The 17,626-nt window shown below is 58.3% G+C and carries 18 protein-coding genes; 5 read left to right on the top strand and 13 right to left on the bottom strand.

Going from position 1 to position 17,626, the window contains the following annotated elements; all coding sequences use genetic code 11:
• Positions 1-7 precede the first annotated feature (7 nt).
• The 3 genes from fghA to mbfA form a co-directional block, all read right to left on the bottom strand.
• A complete protein-coding gene (gene fghA, locus KO498_RS06875; RefSeq protein ID WP_215959133.1) occupies positions 8-838 on the bottom strand; it encodes an S-formylglutathione hydrolase in 831 nt (276 codons plus the stop codon).
• Positions 839-977: 139 nt separating this feature from the next.
• Positions 978-1,910: an AEC family transporter gene (locus tag KO498_RS06870; protein ID WP_215959132.1), complete on the bottom strand. Its 933-nt coding sequence runs from the start codon at positions 1,908-1,910 to the stop codon at positions 978-980.
• 35 nt (positions 1,911-1,945) lie between these two features.
• Positions 1,946-2,920 carry an iron exporter MbfA gene (mbfA, locus tag KO498_RS06865; protein ID WP_215959131.1) on the bottom strand — a complete coding sequence of 325 codons (975 nt, stop codon included), beginning with the start codon at positions 2,918-2,920 and terminating at the stop codon, positions 1,946-1,948.
• Between the two features lie 119 nt (positions 2,921-3,039).
• Here mbfA and KO498_RS06860 point away from each other — a divergent pair, with 119 nt between their 5' ends.
• Entirely contained in the window at positions 3,040-3,654 is a 615-nt protein-coding gene (locus tag KO498_RS06860) for a TetR/AcrR family transcriptional regulator (protein ID WP_215959130.1), read from the top strand.
• On the opposite strand, the gene KO498_RS06855 is transcribed toward KO498_RS06860, so the two are convergent.
• Positions 3,651-4,640 (bottom strand): 4Fe-4S dicluster domain-containing protein, encoded by a 990-nt coding sequence (locus tag KO498_RS06855; protein ID WP_215959129.1) that lies wholly within the window; start codon positions 4,638-4,640, stop codon positions 3,651-3,653. The two genes, KO498_RS06860 and KO498_RS06855, sit on opposite strands and share 4 nt — an antisense overlap.
• A 142-nt stretch (positions 4,641-4,782) precedes the next feature.
• Between KO498_RS06855 and KO498_RS06850 the strand changes: the two genes are divergently transcribed.
• Complete coding sequence (locus KO498_RS06850; protein WP_215959128.1) at positions 4,783-5,121, top strand: cupin domain-containing protein; 339 nt, start codon at positions 4,783-4,785, stop codon at positions 5,119-5,121.
• Positions 5,122-5,278: 157 nt separating this feature from the next.
• On the opposite strand, the gene KO498_RS06845 is transcribed toward KO498_RS06850, so the two are convergent.
• A complete protein-coding gene (locus KO498_RS06845; RefSeq protein WP_215959127.1) occupies positions 5,279-6,487 on the bottom strand; it encodes an aminopeptidase P family protein in 1,209 nt (402 codons plus the stop codon).
• A 148-nt stretch (positions 6,488-6,635) separates the two neighbouring features.
• Here KO498_RS06845 and KO498_RS06840 point away from each other — a divergent pair, with 148 nt between their 5' ends.
• Positions 6,636-7,622 carry a P1 family peptidase gene (locus tag KO498_RS06840; RefSeq protein WP_215959126.1) on the top strand — a complete coding sequence of 329 codons (987 nt, stop codon included), beginning with the start codon at positions 6,636-6,638 and terminating at the stop codon, positions 7,620-7,622.
• Here the strand turns inward: KO498_RS06840 and KO498_RS06835 are convergent.
• Positions 7,619-8,410, bottom strand: coding sequence for an alpha/beta hydrolase (locus tag KO498_RS06835; RefSeq protein ID WP_215959125.1), 792 nt, complete (start codon positions 8,408-8,410; stop codon positions 7,619-7,621). The two genes, KO498_RS06840 and KO498_RS06835, sit on opposite strands and share 4 nt — an antisense overlap.
• An 86-nt stretch (positions 8,411-8,496) precedes the next feature.
• On the opposite strand from KO498_RS06835, the gene KO498_RS06830 reads away from it, so the two are divergent.
• Positions 8,497-9,969 (top strand): NAD-dependent succinate-semialdehyde dehydrogenase, encoded by a 1,473-nt coding sequence (locus KO498_RS06830; RefSeq protein ID WP_215959124.1) that lies wholly within the window; start codon positions 8,497-8,499, stop codon positions 9,967-9,969.
• A gap of 53 nt (positions 9,970-10,022) precedes the next feature.
• Here the strand turns inward: KO498_RS06830 and KO498_RS06825 are convergent, their stop codons facing one another.
• The 7 genes from KO498_RS06825 to KO498_RS06795 form a co-directional block, all read right to left on the bottom strand.
• On the bottom strand, positions 10,023-11,207 hold the full coding sequence (locus tag KO498_RS06825; protein ID WP_215959123.1) for a PLP-dependent aminotransferase family protein: 1,185 nt from the start codon (positions 11,205-11,207) through the stop codon (positions 10,023-10,025).
• Between the two features lie 195 nt (positions 11,208-11,402).
• Positions 11,403-11,870, bottom strand: coding sequence for an Hsp20 family protein (locus KO498_RS06820; protein WP_215959122.1), 468 nt, complete (start codon positions 11,868-11,870; stop codon positions 11,403-11,405).
• Between the two features lie 141 nt (positions 11,871-12,011).
• Positions 12,012-12,836 (bottom strand): trypsin-like serine peptidase, encoded by an 825-nt coding sequence (locus KO498_RS06815; RefSeq protein WP_215959121.1) that lies wholly within the window; start codon positions 12,834-12,836, stop codon positions 12,012-12,014.
• Between the two features lie 69 nt (positions 12,837-12,905).
• Positions 12,906-14,201: a glycolate oxidase subunit GlcF gene (glcF, locus tag KO498_RS06810; protein ID WP_215959120.1), complete on the bottom strand. Its 1,296-nt coding sequence runs from the start codon at positions 14,199-14,201 to the stop codon at positions 12,906-12,908.
• Positions 14,201-14,536: a hypothetical protein gene (locus tag KO498_RS06805; RefSeq protein WP_215959119.1), complete on the bottom strand. Its 336-nt coding sequence runs from the start codon at positions 14,534-14,536 to the stop codon at positions 14,201-14,203. The genes glcF and KO498_RS06805 overlap by 1 nt, the downstream gene beginning before the upstream one ends.
• Entirely contained in the window at positions 14,533-15,666 is a 1,134-nt protein-coding gene (locus KO498_RS06800; protein ID WP_215959118.1) for an FAD-binding protein, read from the bottom strand. Before KO498_RS06800 ends, KO498_RS06805 begins: the two co-directional genes overlap by 4 nt.
• Complete coding sequence (locus tag KO498_RS06795) at positions 15,666-17,102, bottom strand: FAD-linked oxidase C-terminal domain-containing protein (protein ID WP_215959117.1); 1,437 nt, start codon at positions 17,100-17,102, stop codon at positions 15,666-15,668. The genes KO498_RS06800 and KO498_RS06795 overlap by 1 nt, the downstream gene beginning before the upstream one ends.
• Before the next feature lie 155 nt (positions 17,103-17,257).
• Here KO498_RS06795 and KO498_RS06790 point away from each other — a divergent pair, with 155 nt between their 5' ends.
• Positions 17,258-17,617: a hypothetical protein gene (locus tag KO498_RS06790; RefSeq protein WP_215959116.1), complete on the top strand. Its 360-nt coding sequence runs from the start codon at positions 17,258-17,260 to the stop codon at positions 17,615-17,617.
• Positions 17,618-17,626: the final 9 nt, after the last annotated feature.

Genomic DNA, 17,626 nt, shown 5'->3' with positions numbered 1-17,626 from the left:
AATAATCCTAACGATAAAGCGCTTCAGCATGGAAGGTTATGTGATCTTCCATGAAAGTTGAAACAAAGAAATACGAGTGGTCATAGCCGCGTTGAAGGCGCAGCGTGGCTTCTTGGCGGCGGGCATTTGCCGCGTCAGCCAAAGCCTCGGGTTTGAGCAAGTCGATGAACTGATCGTCAGTGCCAGTGTCAACAAGCACTGGCCCGTCAAAGCCTGTCTCGCGCATCATCAAGCTCGCGTCATGACGCGACCATGTGCTCTCGTCGTCGCCGAGATAGGCACCGAGCTGCTTGCGGCCCCAGTCGCTGCCGGTTGGGTTGCAGATCGGTGAAAAGGCCGAAACCGAGCGGAACCTGCCCGGCAGGCCCATCGCCAGTGTCAAAGCGCCGTGGCCGCCCATCGAGTGGCCGGTTATCGCCTGACGCTCGGCATCAACCGCGAACTCGGAAGTGACCAAAGCAGGCAGCTCTTCAGCGACATAATCCCACATCTGGAAATGCGGCTTCCAAGGGTCTTGTGTGGCGTTCACATAGAATCCAGCACCTTGGCCAAGGTCATAAGCGTCATCATCGGCAACACCTTCACCGCGCGGCGATGTATCAGGGAACACCAAAGCAATACCCTGCTCGGCCGCCCAGGATTGCGCGCCGGCCTTCACCATCGCGTTCTCGTGGGTGCAGGTCAGCCCCGAGAGATACCAAAGCACAGGCACAGGCCCGTCTTGCGCTTCTTCCGGCAAGAACAACCCAAAGGTCATGTCGCAATTCGTGGCCGCGGAAGCGTGCGTGTAAACCCCCTGCACACCACCAAAGCAGCGGTTCTCGGAAACTGTTTTCATAGCCTATCTCTCCTTTGGTTTGGTCACTGCCATAGCAAGGCCAGCGCAATGAGAAAACTATAAACGCTATCTGCCAGGCGAATATGCTTGCCCAATCGCCCAAACTGTCGAGCTATCACCCGATGATCTTTAGGTGTAGTTAGTAAAGCCGCACCACCCAAGCGATGATCACCGACACGGTGACAATGCTGCACACTGTCGAGATCAGGATCGAGGCCGAAACGCGGTGCGGGGCGACACCGTAATGCTGCGCAAGGATATAGACGTTACCCGCCACAGGCAGGCTCGCCGCCGCGATCATCACAGCCGCGGGGTAAGGATCAACCGGAAACAACAGCAGCGCGCCTATGGCAACAAACAGCGGGTGCAGCACCAGTTTGCAAAAACTCAGCCAGCTCGACACATAAAACCGCTCGGCTGATTTGCTCGCCAGAGATGCGCCGATGGCAAACAAAGCGCCGGGTGTGGCGGCAGCACCAAGGATACCGACAAACTCGTTGAGAGGGCCCGGGATCGGAATGTTGAACGCCGACCAAAGCAAGCCAAGCGTGATAGAGGCGATCATCGGGTTCTTGATCAAGCCCAAACCGACATTGCCAAGCGCGGCAAGGCTCACCCGCCCATCACGCGCGGCAGTGACCATGATCACGATCAGCGAGCCAAACACGATCAGATCAATCGCCAGCACCAGCATCACCGACTTCACCGCATCTTCGCCCATAAGCAACGCCAACATGGGTATACCCAGAAAGCCGACATTGCCGATCGCCGCACATTGCGCCTCAATAGCCGCTTCCTCGATGTTGCGGCCAACATAGAACGACACCGCCATTGCCAGCCCGTAAACAAACGCTGTGCCCCAGAGATAGGCCGAAATAAAACGCACATCGAGCAAGTCGCCAAAGCTCAGGTTCGCCGAAAAGCGAAACAGCATCGCCGAGAGCGCAAAGTAAAACACAAACTTGGTAAGATAAGCCGAGGCTTCCTCACTAAAAAACTCGGTCTTGGCCGCACCAAAGCCCAAGCTGATGATGGCAAAGAACGGCAGCGTTTTCAGGAAAATATCGATCATGGGATATGACTAGCGCCAAGGCTAGGAACGTGCAACTACCCGCCGCCGATTATCGCCCCGGCAGCAAAGACCAACGCGCCCCCTAGAACGACTTGGAATGTGGCCCGCAAGAAAGGCGTGTCCATGAATTTGTTCTGTATCCAGACAATTGCCCACAGCTCAACAAACACCACGATGAAGGCAAGGAATGTCGCCGTCCAAAAGTCGGTGATCAGGTAGGGCAGCGCGTGGCCCAAACCGCCGAGCGTGGTCATGATCCCGCTGGCAAACCCGCGTTTCCAAGGGCTGCCCCTGCCCGAAAGCTCGCCGTCATCCGACGCCGCCTCGGTGAAGCCCATCGAGATGCCCGCGCCGACACTTGCCGCCAAGCCAACCAGAAACGTTGTCCAAGTGTTTTGTGTTGCAAAGGCCGTCGCAAAAATCGGTGCAAGCGTGCTCACAGAGCCGTCCATCAGCCCCGCAAGGCCCGGCTGTACCCAGGTCAGCAAAAACTGCCGCTTAGCTTGCGCCGCCTCGCTTTCGAGTGCGTCCTCGTCAAGATGCTCTGCCGTAAGCTCGCCTGCCGCTTTCTGGTGCCCCGCCTCGGCCGCCGCCAAATCTCCTAACAGTTTGCGTGTGTCCGCATCCCTGCTGCGCTTGGCAGCACTCACATAAAACCGCTCGGCATCACGTTCCATGGCTTCGGCTTCAACGCGGATCTTTTCGATGCCGAGGTTTTCGACAAGCCACACCGGCTTACGCGCATAATAGCCCGCAACATGCTCGCGCCGGATCAGAGGGATCACATCGCCAAAACGCTTTGTGTGTAGGTCAATCAACGCCTGCCTGTGTGTGTCTTCTTCAAGTGCCATGCCGTCAAACACCTTGGCGCTGTCAGGGTATTCCGCACGTAAGCCTTCGGCATATTGCCGGTAAATGCGGGCGTCATCCTCCTCGGATGAAATCGCCAGTGCCAGCACTTCCTGCTCGCTCAACTCGGAAAATTTGCGCCGTTGGGTGAGAAACCGCATGATTGAAATCCCCAATTTAGAATGGTTCTAATTTACCTTCAACTGCCCCGACGTTCAAGGGAAAAGCCTTGCCTGAACTAAACTGACTAGTTTAAGTTGACCCCAGCTAAGGGAAACCAATGAACACAGCCCCCACCATTCGCAAAGGTCGCAAATATGAAGAGGTGCTCGGCGGTGCACGCGCGGTCTTCATGCGTGACGGATTTGAAGGCGCCTCTGTTGACGACATCGCCCGCGCGGCCGGTGTGTCAAAGGCAACCCTCTACAGCTACTTCCCCGACAAACGCATCCTGTTCATCGAAGTGTCGCGCCTTGAATGCGAGCGCATGGCGCAGGACACCGGCAATGTCGCCGACTTTTCGGCCCCTCCACGCGAGGTGATGACAACCACCGCCAACACCCTGCTGCGCTTTTTACTTTCCGAGTTTTCGCTTCAAATGTTTCGCATCTGCAGCGCCGAAGCCAAGCGCTTTCCCGAGTTGGGGCAAGCCTTCTACCAAAGCGGCCCCGAGATGGGGTGCAAACGTATGGCCGCCTACCTGCGCTTCGCCATTGAGCGTGGTGAAATCATCTGCGATGACCCGCAGTTGATGGCCGAACAGTTCACAGAACTCTGTAAAGCAAAGCTCTGGCCGCGCGCAATTTTTGGCGTGCAAACGTCCTTCACCGACGCCGAAATTTCGGAAGTGGTCACCGCTGCCGTTGACACGATCCTCGCGCGCTACGGCGCTTAGCCCTCTGCCTCTTTTCGCGCGGCTCGCGTGGCCAGCTTGTCAGCCAGCCGCAGCCCAATACCGGGCCGTGACCACGGGCAAACCGCAATGCATATAGCGCAACCGTGATGCTGGTTGAAAAACGGCAGGCATTTGTCAAAATCCACATACCACTTTTCAACTCCGCGCACCTGTTGCTTGTCAGCGCTCAGCGCTTCCGGCGGGCAGGCATCTTCGCAGATCCGACAATTCCTGCAAAATTCGTCAATGCCATGTTCCCGCGCCTCGGTGTGGGCAATCGGCGCATCCGTCAGCACAGCGCTCAAGCGAAATGACGCGCCCATCGCTGGGTCTATTATGCTGCCGTGCTTACCCAGTTCTCCCAGCCCCGCCGAGAGCGCAGGCGGTATCATCGTAAGCTTGCCAGCCATTGGGCCTGTCAGCGGTTCGGCCTCCCAGCCTTGCGAGCGGAGCCAGCCCGCAATTTGCTTCGCCGCTCCCGCCGCACGGCCATATTGGCGGATAACTTCTCCGCCCGCGTCCGGTTCGGGCGCTTTGGAAATCTCCTCGTAGTCATGCTGCACGGCGCAAATGACAACATTTGAGAAGGCGCGCTTATAGCCTGCATAAAGCCAGTCCGGATCAAGCCCCGTAACGCCAACGCGCTCGCAGGTTCCGTCAGCCTCAAACCGACGCAATTGCGCAAGCCAAGCGTCGTCACTCTGCTCGATAGGACTATCAGCCAACTCGGCAATCGGCGCATCTAAAATAACCTGCCTCTCGGCTCTCGCTTTGATCAAAGCCGGCTCGTCTGGCCGCACCGAGTAAAACCACCGCTGCATATCGCCATGCGCAATATCGTCAGGGTCCGGCGCCCAATAGACCCATGTTGGCCGCCGGAATGCAGCCTCACCCAGCCCGTTAATGTCATTCCCGGACACAGCCGGCTTCAAGGCCATCTGCTCGGGCTCGGGCGTAAACGGACGGTATGGCGACGGTTTCGACATGGCCTAAGCTTACCCCAGCGCCGCCAAAAAACAATTGTCCGCTTAAACCCGCGGCCTCTTTGTCGATTTCGGGTTTGATTGTTCCGACCAAATGAACAAACCTGACGACGTCAAGTAACCCTCCCCTCAAAAGGCCAAAGCCATGTCAAACCTTCTGAAAGTCAGCGAAAACGACAGCCCCGAAACCGAACGCCCCGACCCGTCAAAACTGATCGCAGGCGACCCTGTGTTCACCACATGGAACCTTGAAGAGCGCGACGGCCTCTACGCAGGCATCTGGCAGTCGACCCCCGGCAAATGGGAAGTCTCCTACAACGAATGGGAGTATTTTCGCATCCTTGAAGGCGTCAACATCATCACTGACACAGACGGAAACGAAACCCGCCTTTCAGCCGATGACAGCTACATTCTGCGCCCCGGTTTCTCCGGCACATGGGAAGTCGTGGAAACAACCCGCAAAGACTACGTCATCCGTCTCTAAAGACGTTTCGAGATAGAGTTTTAGCACAGCTTCATTTCAAAGCGCGCCCAACATCAATAGCTTGCACGCGCTTTCGCTTTTTCTTGGAAAAATATCCTGGGGGGTGCGGGGGGCTAGCCCCCCGCCACGGTCGGATTTGCAAAGCAAATTCGACACCTCACCCCACCACATTAAACTCCGGCCCATAAGGATAGCCGGTGATGTTTTCGTTGCCGCCTTCGGTGATGATCAAAATGTCGTGCTCACGATAGCCGCCAGCGCCCGCTTGCCCCTCTCCAACCGTTAGCATCGGCTCCATGCTGATCACCATCCCGGCCTCAAGCACAGTGTCGATGTCCTCGCGCAGCTCAAGCCCCGCTTCGCGCCCGTAATAGTGGCTCAACACACCAAACGAATGCCCGTACCCAAAAGTGCGGTGCTGCAACAACTGGCGTTCTTCAAAGAATGCGTTGATCGCGTGGGTCACCTCCGCACAGCTCACCCCCGGCTTGAGCAACGAAATGCCAAGCTCATGCGCGCCGACATTGGCCTCCCAGAGCTTCAGACTGGCATCATCAACCTCGCCAACAAACAGCGTCCGCTCCAGAGCCGTGTAATAGCCCGAGATCATCGGAAACGTGTTGAGGCTCAGGATATCGCCGCGCTCAAGCTTGCGTGCTGTCACAGGGTTGTGTGCCCCGTCGGTGTTGATGCCGGACTGAAACCAAACCCAGCTGTCGCGGTATTCCGCCGCGGGAAAGCGCTTGGCTATTTCAAGCTCCATCGCATCACGCCCCGCCATGGCAACATCGATCTCGCGCGCACCGACTTTCACAGCCTCGCGAATGGCGTAACCGCCGACATCGGCAACCGCGGCTCCTGCACGAATGATCTCAAGCTCGGCAGCCGACTTATGCATACGTTGCACCATCGTCGCCTCGGCCACATCGACGCGGCGCGCAGGTTTCATGAACTGGTCCAGCTTCCCGCTTTGCAAGAGCGACAGATGATCCCCCTCAAAGCCGACAGCACAGCCTTCACCCGTCACACTGACAATCGCGCGCCAATAGTTGTCTCGCTGCCAGTCGGTGTAGGTAATGTTGTCGCACCACGACCGTCGCCAAGGTTGCCCCGCGTCAATGCCGGCGCTGATGGTGACACATTCGCGCGGCGTAACGACAAGCGCATAAGGCCGCCCGAAGGCGCAGTATGTGAAGCCGCTGAAATATGAAACATTGTGCATCGAGGTGAAGACAACGGCTTCAACTCCCATCGCACTCATTGCAGCGCGCAGCTTCGTCACCCGCGCTTCATACTCGGCAACTTCAAACTGAAGCTCCGCCTTTTCACCGTTGTGAAACCGATACATTTCTGGACGTGCAGTCATAACGACCCTCCTTTAATGAAAGAAAGACCCGGCGTGCAGGAATTTGGAAAAAACGCATAATTCAGGCGGCGCCACCGCCCTCGCGTGTGTCCTTCCTTGCTCATCTCGCGCAATCTGGCAAGATGTTTCTAAACTTAGGAGACACTCAATGCCCAAAACCGGCCCCCTCAACCTGATCACTGATGTCGCCGGACTGCGTGTCGGCAACGCTTCGGACGCGCAAGTCAAAACCGGTGCGACTGTGCTGCTTGGTGATGCTCCCTTCACCGCTAGCGTTCACGTCATGGGCGGTGCTCCGGGCACGCGCGAAACCGACTTGCTCGCACCCGACAAAACCGTTGAGCAAGTGGATGCTCTGGTGCTGTCGGGCGGGTCCGCCTTCGGGCTTGATGCCGCCTCTGGCGTGGCCGACGCCCTGCGTGCTCAGGGGCGTGGCTTCGCTGTCGGCGATCAACACGTGCCGATCGTGCCCTCTGCAATCCTGTTTGACCTGATCAATGGCGGTGACAAAGCCTGGGCCGAGAACCCTTACAAACGCCTCGGCGCTGAAGCGCTTGAGGATGCCAGCGAAAGCTTTCAGCTCGGGCGCACCGGCGCAGGCATGGGCTGTACGACGGCAACTCTCATGGGCGGCCTCGGCTCGGCCTCGGTTGTGCTTCCTTCGGGTCACACAGTCGGCGCACTCGTGGCAGTCAACGCGCTCGGCTCGGCCACGATTGGCAATAGCAATCAGTTCTGGGCCGCCCCCTTTGAGCTCGGTTCAGAGTTCGGCGGCGCAGGCCTGCCCGCAAGCTTCCCCGAGCCGCACATGCCACCAACCAAACTTGCGGCCCACGCCAACACCACCATCGGCATCATCGCGACAGACGCAACTCTGAGCCAGGCGCAGTGCACACGTATGGCAACGGCAGCACACGACGGCTACGCCCGCGCGCTTGTGCCCTCACACACGCCAATGGACGGTGATCTGATCTTCGCCGCCAGCACGGGTGCGCTGCCCCTCGGCAACCCGATCGAAGATACGCTCTACTTGGGCCACGCAGCTGCAACCGTCATGGCCCGCGCTATTGCCCGAGCTGTTCATGCCGCCACCTCGATGGAAAACGATCCGCTGCCAGTTTGGTCAGCACTCTAGCCGAGCAAAACCGAAAGCATTTCGCTATCCGCATCACACAGTGGCTCAACCACGTCATAGTGGTGCCTCGGCGGGTCGATCACATGCGGCACATTCCAAGCCTCCCAAAGACTGCGCGCCTGTTCGATAAACGCTGGCCTCTCGGCGCCGCCAATCCACACCGTCACAGGGCAGGCAACACGATCACGCATCAGCACCGGGCTCTCGGCCTCGGCCAGTGCCATATCAAGTTTGAAGTCGGCGTTCATCGAGGTTTTGAGCATCGGCCGCAAATCCGCCACCGGCGAGATCGGCACGACATGCTGCAAACGGCTGGCAACAGCCTCGGGCAACCGCCCCACTTCCAGCATCCGGCTTACCAAATGCCCGCCAGCGGAGTGCCCCGTTAAAGCGATTGGCCCCGCGACGGTGCCTGCCGCCAAGCAAACTGCCTGAGTTATCTCACCCGTGATCTCGGCAATCCGCGCCTCGGGGCAGAGCGTGTAACTCGGCACGCAAACGGCCCAGCCTTTTGCAACAGCCCCTTTCGCCATATGCGACCAGTCCTCTTTGCCCAGCATGTGCCAGAAGCCACCATGCACGAAGACCATCAGCCCCTTTGGATCACCGCTTGGCAAAAACACATCAAACTTCTGTCTTGGCGCAGAGCCGTAACTCACATCAAGCTGTGCTCGCCCATCCCCGCGCATTGCATCGCGAAACTTCTGAGCCTCAGACACCCACTTTGCAGGGTAACTCTCGCCGTCTTCAATGTAAGCCATGTTCGCATAAGCTTCGTCGAGTTCCACTGGCGCTCCGTCAATTTGATCAAACCTTCTAGACAATCCTAGCCGCAAATGCTTTCCCTTACGAGAACCATTCTCGGAGACATGCCATGCTTGACACAGTTACAAACCTCGCTTCCCTGCTCAAAGACCCGGCCTTGCTGGTGCAAGATGCCTACGTAAACGGACAATGGGTAAAGGGTGACGGCACTTTCGAGGTTACAAACCCTGCCCGCGGTGACGTGATCGCTAACGTGGCTGATCTCTCGCGCGCGCAAGTGGGCGACGCAATCAAAGCCGCTGAAACGGCGCAGAAAGACTGGGCCAAATGGACGGGCAAAGAGCGTGCCGCCGTGTTGCGCCGCTGGTTTGATCTGATGATGGAAAACGCCGATGATCTCGCCGTGATCCTCACCGCCGAAATGGGCAAACCGCTTGCCGAAGCCAAGGGCGAAATTGGCTACGGCGCATCTTTCATCGAGTTCTTCGCCGAGGAAGCCAAGCGCATCTACGGCGAGACAATTCCCGGTCACCAGCGTGACAAACGCATCACCGTGATCAAACAGCCCATCGGCGTTGCCGCTTCAATCACGCCTTGGAACTTCCCCAACGCGATGATCACCCGCAAGGCTGCTCCGGCCCTCGCCGCAGGCTGCGCTTTCGTTGCCCGCCCCGCCGAGCTCACGCCGCTCTCTGCCCTTGCGCTCGCCGTTCTGGCCGAGCGTGCCGGCATCCCTGCTGGCGTGTTCAATGTGGTTACAACCTCTGATGCGTCGTCAACCGGCATGGAGTTCTGCGAGAACCCCGCCGTGCGCAAACTGACCTTCACAGGCAGCACCCAAGTCGGACGTATTCTGCTGCGCCAGGCCGCTGACCAAGTGATGAAATGCTCGATGGAACTCGGCGGCAACGCGCCCTTCATCGTCTTTGATGATGCAAACCTCGACGATGCCGTCGAAGGCGCGATCATGTGCAAGTTCCGCAACAACGGCCAAACCTGCGTCTGCGCCAACCGCATCTATGTGCAGTCAGGTGTTTATGACGCATTCGCCAAAAAGCTCGCCGCAAAGCTGGCCGAAATGAAAGTCGGTGACGGACTGGATGACGGCATCGCCTTTGGCCCGCTGATCAACGAAAAAGCCGTGGCAAAAGTGCGCGCGCATATCGATGACGCTCTTTCAAAAGGTGCAGCACTCGCGGCGGGAGGAGCCGAGCACAGCCTCGGCGGCACTTACTTTCAGCCGACAATCCTCACAGGCGTCACCCAGGACATGCTTGTCGCCAGCGACGAAACATTCGGCCCGATGGCGCCTCTGTTCAAGTTCGAGGATGAAGACGAAGTCATTGCACTCGCCAACGACACGATCTTTGGCCTCGCAAGCTACTTCTACGCCAACGATCTTTCGCGAGTCTACAAAGTCGCCGAAGCCCTCGAATATGGCATCGTCGGCGTCAACACCGGTATCATCTCAACAGAACAGGCCCCCTTCGGCGGCGTCAAACAATCAGGCCTCGGCCGCGAAGGCAGCCACCACGGCATCGAAGACTACCTCGAGATGAAATACATCTGCATGTCAGTCTGAACACATTCGCAAACAAACAAATGCCCGCGTCGCAACAACGCGGGCATTGGTGTTTAGAGGCTGGCAAGCAGCTTGCCGAGCCGCGAGATACCCTCTTCGATCTGGATCTCGCTCGGCATCGAAAAGTTGAGCCTTATGGTGTTTTGCCCTGATCCATCAGCAAAAAATGCAGCCCCCGGAACGAAAGCGATGTTATGCTCGGCGAGGGCGCGCTCCAAGAGGGCCGCCCCATTCGCCCGCTCGGGCAAAGTCACCCAGACAAACATCCCGCCCTCAGGCTTGGTCCAGCTCACACCCTCCGGCATATGCCGCTCAAGCGCCGTCAACATTGCAGCAAGCCGCTTGCCGTAAGCCGCCCTCAACTTGGGCACATGCGTCGCAAATTCCCGCTCGGCAACATCCGCAACAAGCGCCTGATTGAGCGTGGCACTGTGCAAGTCTCCGGCCTGTTTGAGCAGCACCAGCTTGTCGATAACGCCGCGTGAAGCGCAAACCCAACCAACGCGCAAACCGGGCGAAAGCGTCTTGGAAAACGAGCCGCAATAAATGGTCCGGCAGCCCTCAAGCCCGCCGTTCCGAGCAGCTTCCAAGGCCAGAATTGGCGCAACATCCTCACCCGCATAGCGCAGGGCCTGATACGCCGCATCTTCGATCACTGCAGCACCCAAAGCCTCGGCCTGCTCCAACAAAGCCAGCCGCTCGGCGCGAGTCATCGTCACCCCTGTCGGGTTGGCAAAATCAGGCGTCACATAGGCAAATTTCGTCGCGCCGGTTTGTTCCGGAGCAGTGTTTCGCAGCACATCCAACCGTTGGAACTCGGGCTCGTAAGCATTAAATGCCCCCAAAGCCCCGAGATATGTCGGCCAGCCAACAAGCGCCCCATCGCCCGCATCAAGCATCAGCTTCCCGAGGTAATCCAGCGCCTGTTGCGAGCCCGAAGTGATCAAAATGTCGTCCGCTGTCGCCGGCACAGCCAACCCGCGCATATGCTCGGCGATCCACTCTCGCAGTCCCGCATGGCCCTCCGAGGCCGAATACTGAAGGTTCTTCTCATATTGCCCCTCGCCCAGTGCCCGGGCGCTGGCCTCCCGAAACGCCTCGGCTGGAAACAACTCGGGGTCAGGTATTCCGCCCGCAAACGAAATGACCCCCGGCCGGTCCAACAGCTTTAGCAACTCTCTGATCTCCGACGCCTTCATGCGCCCTGCACGCTGTGCAAACATATCCGTCAGCTTCATTGACCTATCTCCTCCACAAGCCCAAACTTTGCAATTCAAACCGAGTTAAGTCAATATCTATGACCAATACCCCGTCAGGCCCTTCTCTTGCCGAGAACTTCGCCGCAGCCGCGCGCCAAAACCCGAGCCACAAAAAAGGCGCCAGCCTCTCAGCCAGCGCCAATTTTCTTAGTTAAAAAAACGCACCCGATTGCGTCAGTTTACGGCTTTCGCATCCACGACGTCGGCCTGCTTGGCACCGCTTGAAGAGATCTCGATGCGACGTGGCTTCAAAGCCTCGGGAACTTCCCGCATGAGCTCGATGTGCAGCATACCGTCTGCATGCTCGGCACCGGTGACCCGCACGTGGTCAGCAAGCTGGAAGCGGCGCTCGAACGCACGGGTCGCAATCCCGCGGTGCAAATAGCTGCGTTCGCTGTCGTCCTCGGCCTTGCGTGCCGTCACGATCAAAGCGCTTTCCTTCACATCAACGCTCAAATCAGCATCAGAAAAGCCCGCAACCGCAATCGAAATACGGTAGGCGTCATCAGCGGTTTTCTCAATATTATAAGGTGGGTAGCTGTTCGCGTTCACATCCTGAGCAAGCGCGCGGTCCATCATGTCAGCGATCTGGTCAAAGCCGACAGTGGCACGGTAAAGGGGTGTTAGATCAAAGTTTCGCATGGGTTATCCTCCAGTGAGCAATACCTGTTAGCGGCCCTCCCGAACGGGACGAGCCAAGAAGCTCAGAGCCCGACATCGGCGCTCTGATACTGTTCAAATGGGGAGAGGTTCAGGCCGTTTCAAGGGCCGAAATGGCAGGTTTCAGTTGTTGCCCGAAGTCACAAACTTAGCACCGGTATCGTTGCGCTTTGTTTTCGCACCAATGCGGTTTGTGCGTGGCGCGACACTCTGAAACACGCCCTTGCCTGCGTCGAGCTCGGCTATGAGCAAAGCCAGCGGAGCCTCAAGCTGCGTGCCCAGTGACACCGGCAACCCTTCAACTTCGGCCTTGGCCGAAACAACCGAAACGATCTTTGGTGCACCGTCACGAAACGAGAAAATCGGCGCACCTGATGAGCCAAAATCAACGTTACAAGACATCACCAACACACCCTGTTGGCGTGCCAGAACGTCACAAACTTCCTGCAAGCTTGGCGCATCCGAGCGGTCGTGAGCGTATGACACCACGCCGATCTCATCGCCTTTTCTGGGGCGCACGTCTGTCTCGAACGGCTCAATGGTGGTGTTGCGAATAGGGTGATGCAGTTCAAGCAGCGCCACATCGTTGCGCACGCGTTCAGCCGAAACCTTACTGCTAAAGTCATAATCAGGGTGAACCACAGCGCGCCGCACCATGCGGTAAGCCGAGGCGCGACCGTTGCGAAGCCCTGCAAGGAACTCGACTTTCGAGTGGTCAATCCGCCTGCCGGTGTTCGTATCAAACAAGCAATGCGCCGCAGTCAGCACAAGGTTCGGCGCAACAAGCGCGCCTGTGCAAAAGCCTTTGCCGTCGATGTTCAGCTTGCCAACAGCCTCCCAACCGCGGCTGTCGTCACCCGTGTCGAGCCGCTTGAGCCGCGAGGTGTCAGCACTTATTGGCGCCGCAATAACGAGGCTAAAAGCAGCAATCAAAATGGTGCGAAACATTCAGTAATCCGGTTCAAGGAAAGTGTTGTTGCGCCCGTGTAATGAAAAGTTGCGGCAAAATTGAGGCAATCAGGCCTCGCCTTCCGTAAGGGCACGCGGTTTCGGCCCGCCTGTCGCCCAGTCAAGCAGTTCGACGGTGTGAACAATCGGCACGTCGGTTCCGCCGCCGATCTGCATCATACAGCCGATGTTGCCCGCAGCGATCACGTCAGGTTTGCGCGCTTCCAGTGTTTCAACCTTGCGCTTTTTCAGTTCGCCAGACAGCTCCGGTTGCATCAGGTTGTAGGTGCCAGCCGAGCCGCAGCACAGGTGGCTATCCGCTGGCTCGACAACCTCGAAACCAACCCGCTTGAGCAAGTCTTTAGGCGCGTGTTTTATTTTCTGCCCGTGCTGGAGCGAGCAGGCCGAGTGGTAAGCCACACGCAGCCCCTTTGCCGCGCCCTCAGGCAGCTCAAGCTTGCTCAAAATCTCGGATACATCCATCGCCATGCCTGCAACATTTGCCGCCGCTTCAGCTTGGTCAGTCTGGGCAAACATATGCCCGTAGTCCTTCACCGTCGTGCCGCAACCAGAGGTGTTGATCACGATCGCATCAAGCCCTTTATCGTCAGCCTCGGCTGTCCAGGCTGCAATGTTTTTGCCAGCCGTCGCGTGGCTCTCGCCGGCCTTGCCCATATGGTGCGTCAGCGCCCCGCAACAGCCCGCGCCCTTGGCCACAACAACCTCACAACCAAAGCGCCTGAGCAGCCTTATGGTGGCATCGTTGATATCGGTGTTGAGCGCCTTTTGGGCGCATCCCGTCATCAATGCCACACGCATTTTCGGGGTGCCTTCAGCAGCAAAACTCTGCGGGTCATCATTGCGGCTCACGGGTGGAATGTGCTTTGGTGCCATCTCAAGCATCGCCCGAAGGCGCGCATCCGGCACCAACCGCTTGAACGGCTTGGCAATTTTTGCGCCGAGTAACGCCAGCCTGAAGCGCGTCGGATAGGGCAGGATTTTCGCCAGTATCCAGCGCAACGCTCGGTCGCCCATCGGGCGCTTGTAGTTGTCTTCAATGTAAGCGCGCGCGTGGTCGACGAGGTGCATGTAATGCACACCGCTCGGGCAGGTTGTCATGCAGGCAAGGCAGCTTAGGCAACGGTCTACGTGCAGCACGGTTTGCTTGTCGGGCACACGCTCGTTCTCCAACATATCCTTGATCATATAGATCCGCCCACGCGGGCTGTCGAGCTCATCACCAAGCACTTGGTAAGTCGGGCAAGTCGCGGTGCAAAAGCCGCAGTGCACACAGTTGCGCAGTATCTCGTTGGCACGTTTGGTGCCTGCGTCAGTCAGCTGTTCGGGTGTAAAGTTTGTTTGCATCAGCCTGTCATCCAATCTGCCGTCGCCAGCCCGAGCCACGGGATGACAGTTGCCATCGCCCCAAGGGCCTTGATAAATGCTACAGTGCGTTTTGTGTCAGAGCGGCGCATGCCGACACGCACGCAAAGCGCCACGGTTCCGACCCACGCAAGCCAGAGCATCCCGACTGACTCGGGCCCCGTTGCGCCGCGCGAAAACACCGCCGCCGCAACAAGCGCCGCAATGATCGCACCGCCCAGCACCAAACTCGTTTGCGTTGTTGCTCGCTGTGTGAGCAGCAGCATCAAAAGCGGCCCACCGATGAAGGCTATAAAATACGCCTGCATAAAGCTCATGACGACGCACTCATCAGGTTCGGGTTCAAGCGCTTGAGCGGGTCAAACTTCTGCCGCACGGCATCACTAAGCCGTGCAACCCCTGCCGTTTCCGGCTGAAAAACCGGCCCCACATCCGGCCCCTTAATCAGCGTCGTGTGCCCACCGGACTTTGCGCTGTAGTCCTGCAAAAACATCAGCAAATCCTGCGCGTTTGCGTTGTCCATGTCGGCCCCGACCCAGGCCAAACCACCGCCCCAGTCAAGCTGCACTTGTACCTCAAACGCCTCGTTCAAAGCCGCCAGCATCGCAGGCTGTGCACTTGGCCGAAGCGAGGTTTTCGCCACAAATCCGTGCTCGGACAAACCCCGCACATCACGGATATCTCGCCAGAGTTTTACCGACGCCTCAGCGCCGATCTCGCCGCCCTCACCATGTGCCTTCAAAGCGCTCCGTAGTTTTCCAAACCGCTCTCGCACAGCCGCTTCAAAGCCCTCAAGCCGCAGGTATGTTTTGCCGCTCACATGGGCCGCCCCCGTCACTTCATAGGGCGAACCAAGCGCCTCAGACATCGCCGCAACCGCCTGTGAGCAGTCTTGGCCGTCAAGCACCAACGTCAGTTCTGTTTCCGGCACGGGCAGCACCTTGAGGCTCACCTCGCTCAGCACACCGAGCGTGCCATAACTGCCAGACAGCAGCTTTACCAAATCATAGCCGGTGACGTTCTTCATCACCCGCCCGCCGTTCATCAGCACACGCCCCGTGCCGTCAACAAAGCGCACGCCAAGCGCAAAGTCACGACAGGCACCAACCGCCACACGCCGCGGCCCGCTGACGTTCGCAGACACCGCGCCGCCAAGCGTCGGCTCACCCGCTGTGCCAAGCAACACGCGGTGGTCCATCGGCTCGAACGCCAACCGCTGCCCCTCACCTGCAAGCATCGTTTCAACCTCGCTCAAAGGCGTGCCCGCTGCGGCAACCAGCGTCAAAGCGCCGGGCTCATACAGGCTCACACCGCTCAGTTTGGCCACGCTCAACACGTCATCACCGCCGCGCACAAAGCCGCGCGTGCCCCCGCCGAGCACCCGCACAGCAGCGCTCAAACCAGCAACAACTTCAGACAGTTCTGCCTCACTTGTAGGAGCAAACATCACTCTGCCTCCCGCCGCGACTGTGACGCATCCAGCGGAAACACCTTCGCCGCGTTGAGCAGCCACATCGGGTCAAACACATCCTTCATCGCCATCTGCACATCTAGGTCGTCAGGCGCAAATTGATCACTCATCAAATCACGCTTTTCAATGCCGACACCGTGCTCGCCCGTCAGGCAGCCGCCGACTTCAACACAAAGCTTGAGCACGTCAGCGCCCATAGCTTCGCAAGTCTCCAGGTCACCGGGCTTGTTGGCGTCATACATGATCAGCGGGTGCATATTGCCGTCGCCCGCATGAAACACATTGCCGACACCAAGCCCGTATTGCTTGCTCAACTCGCCAATCCGCTTGAGCACGTAGGGCAGTTGGCTGACAGGAATCGTGCCATCAAGACACATATAGTCGCTGATCCGCCCAACGGCACTGAACGCCGCTTTGCGTCCGGCCCAGATCCGTGCAGCCTGATCGGCACTTTCGGCCACGCGAAAGGCCACAGGGTTGTGGCGCTCGGTGATCTCCTTGATCAACCCGAGCTGATGTTCAATCGCGGCGTCACTGCCTTCGACTTCAACAATCAGCAATGCTTCACAGTCGGGGTAGCCCGCTTTGGCAAACTCTTCGCAAACCTCAATAAGCACACGGTCCATAAACTCGATCGCCACGGGCAAGATACCAGCCTTGATGATATCGCTCACGCACGCGCCAGCAACCTCGTTGCTGTCAAACCCGATCAGCACCGGCCCTGCGCCCTCGGGCTTGGGAACAATCCGCAACGTGGCCTCGGTGACGACACCAAGCTGCCCCTCGCTGCCGCAAATGAGGCCGAGCAAATCCAAGCCGCCCGCGTCCATATGCGCGCCGCCAAGCTCGACAACTTCGCCGTCCATCAGCACAAGCGTCACGCCGAGCAGGTTGTTGGTCGTCACGCCGTATTTGAGGCAATGCGCCCCGCCCGAGTTCATGGCGATGTTGCCGGCAATCGCGCAGGCAAGCTGGCTCGACGGGTCAGGTGCGTAAAAGAAGCCATCAGCCTCGACAGCACCGGTCACCGACAAGTTCGTGCGCCCTGTCTGCACCTTCACAATCCGGTCGGCATAATCGCTCTCAAGCACAGCGTTCATCCGTGCGACACCCAGCACAACACTATCAGCCGAAGGCATCGCGCCGCCCGCAAGCGAGGTGCCCGCGCCGCGCGGCACAACAGGCACGCGCATCTCGTGACACACCTTCAAAGCCGCCGAAACCTGTTCGGTGCTTTCCGGCAATATCACCAGCAGTGGCGCACAGCGGTAGGCTGTCAAAGCATCGCACTCATAGGCCTTAAGCTCGCGCTCGTCTGCGATCACACCGCGCTTGCCCAACACGGCTTCAAGCCGCTCTCGCAACGCCTGCTTATTGGCCAATGTTTCCGGGTTGGGTGTCGGCATCTGCATGGCGCTTCTCCATAATTGGTAAAAGATTATTACCAAAATGCACGAACTTCAACCGATTCCTTGCTGCACTCGCACCCGTGCATATTCGACACACCTCACAGTTTCACACAAAAATGTGTCGTGTAAGAACTGTATCGCTCTGCTAGGCCAAAGATATGAAACACCTACTCGCCCTCCCCCTTGCCATGATGCTCGCAAACACAGCCCTTGCTGAAGCTCCTGTTATTCATGCCGTTGAAGCAACCTATGGTGACATGGGCTGGCGCTTTGACGTGACACTTGAGCACCCCGACTCCGGCTGGGATCACTATGCTGATGGTTGGGAAATCACCGATGCCGCGGGCAACCAGATCGGCTATCGCGAGCTCATGCACCCGCATGTCGACGAGCAACCCTTCACCCGTAGCCTGCGCAACGTGATGCTGGCTGACGGCGTGACTTCGGTGTTTATCCGTGCGCGCTGTTCTGACGAGGGGTGGAGCAATGAACGCTATGAGGTTACGCTCTCCCGATAGAACCGGGAG

The sequence above is a fragment of the Lentibacter algarum genome, from assembly GCF_018860975.1.
In the GTDB taxonomy this organism is placed as follows: domain Bacteria; phylum Pseudomonadota; class Alphaproteobacteria; order Rhodobacterales; family Rhodobacteraceae; genus Lentibacter; species Lentibacter algarum_A.
The sequence above is the reverse complement of the archived record's forward strand: the minus strand, read 5'-3'. Positions and strand labels throughout refer to the sequence as shown.